At 38.8% G+C, this 1644-nt stretch carries 1 protein-coding gene; it reads left to right on the forward strand.

Annotated features, from left to right (window positions below):
- The first annotated feature begins 122 nt into the window (after window positions 1–122).
- Window positions 123–1481 carry a transposase gene (locus ACRD7A_RS19015; RefSeq protein ID WP_430812974.1) on the forward strand — a complete coding sequence of 453 codons (1359 nt, stop codon included), beginning with the start codon at window positions 123–125 and terminating at the stop codon, window positions 1479–1481.
- Window positions 1482–1644: the final 163 nt, after the last annotated feature.

Consider the following 1644-nt stretch of genomic DNA (forward strand, 5'->3'; position numbering starts at 1 on the left):
GGGATATTCATAAGTTGACTTATATCTTTGATATCTAGATAATTATTACTATCTTAAAAGTATAACAAAACCCCGAAAATAGGCACTTTTGCCATAAATCGGGGTTTACTTTTTTTCTCGTAGTGATAAAATTACAAAGTATTCCAGAATTTCAGGCTCATCTTCCACTTTTTTCTATTGAAGATAATTTCAAGGTTGTATACAATCAGTTTCTTGCCACTTCATTAGGTAAAATTTACCAAGCCATACCATGGGACGAATTAGTTGACTCATTCGGCATCACAGAAAGTAAAATGGGGCCAGACTGTATATTTAGCCCCCAAGGTAAACTAGCTTTAATGTTTCTAAAGAACTATGCCTGCTGTTCGGATGAACGGTTAATGGAGCAGTTAAATTCCAATATCCATTACCAACTATTTTGTCGCATACTGTTAGGCATTGGAGAACAGATCAATAATTTTAAAATCATTAGCCAAATACGCTGCGAGCTTGCAGCCAAGTTGGATATTGACAAAGTGCAAAAATGTTTAGCCAAGCATTGGCTGCCTTATATGGAAGAGTTAGATCAGGTTGTGACAGATGCCACCTGTTACGAAAGCAGCTTACGTTTCCCAACCGATCAGAAGTTACTATGGGAAGCTACTGATTGGTGCCATAACCAGTTGAAACTACTTTGTTCATATAGCAAACAAGCCCTGCCTCGCAGCAAGTATAATAAGTGGAAACAGCGTTATTGGAACCATAGTCGTAAACGTCGGAAGCCGAAAAAAGAACGCACAGCCATTACCAGGGGATTATTGAAGTTACTCAAAAAACTCCTGGAAGAACTGGTTGTCATGCTCAAGCAGCAGGATGTTCAAATGCCTGAAAGATATTATACTCAATATGCTATCATTGAAAAAGTATTGAAGCAGCAAAGCTATAAGTTTGCAACGGGTAAATCTCCTAAAGACCGAATCGTCAGCCTTTCAAAAAGCTATATCCGTCCCATAGTCAGAGGAAAGGAAACTAAAGCTGTAGAGTTCGGCGCCAAGGTCAATAAAATACAAATTAACGGAATCAGCTTTATCGAGCACCTTAGCTTTGACGCATTTAATGAAGGTACTCATTTTAAGTCATCGGTTTATCTAGCTCAAGCATTAACGCATACAAAACTAAAGATAGCCGGTGCTGATGCTATTTATGCCACCAATGCCAACCGACGCTTTGCTACCTCAAATAATATCCGAACTGATTTTGTAAGAAAAGGACGAGCAGGCAAACACGAGCCCCACCGCAAGCAGATGGCCGCACAAATTAAAAAAGAGCGGGCAACCAGACTTGAAGGTAGTTTTGGGAAGGATAAACAACATTATTATTTGAATCGGATTAGAGCCCGAACAAAGAATACGGAAATACTTTGGATATTCATTGGAATCCATGTTGGCAATGCTCTTGAGATAGGGAGACGAATGCAGAATCAAGCCTCCCAGGCAGCATAAACCATTTACCGGAAACACCTTCAATTGATGGGTTAGGTATGTCCAATTGTAGCATAAATCCATTGGTTGCTGAGTCAATAAATTATTATGAAAAACAAAAAGGCTAATCAACAAAGATTAACCTCATATATTGTTCTTCATAAGTATCACTTCTGAAAGTGCC

The sequence above is a fragment of the Carboxylicivirga longa genome (genome assembly GCF_050589825.1).
GTDB lineage: Bacteria > Bacteroidota > Bacteroidia > Bacteroidales > Marinilabiliaceae > Carboxylicivirga > Carboxylicivirga longa.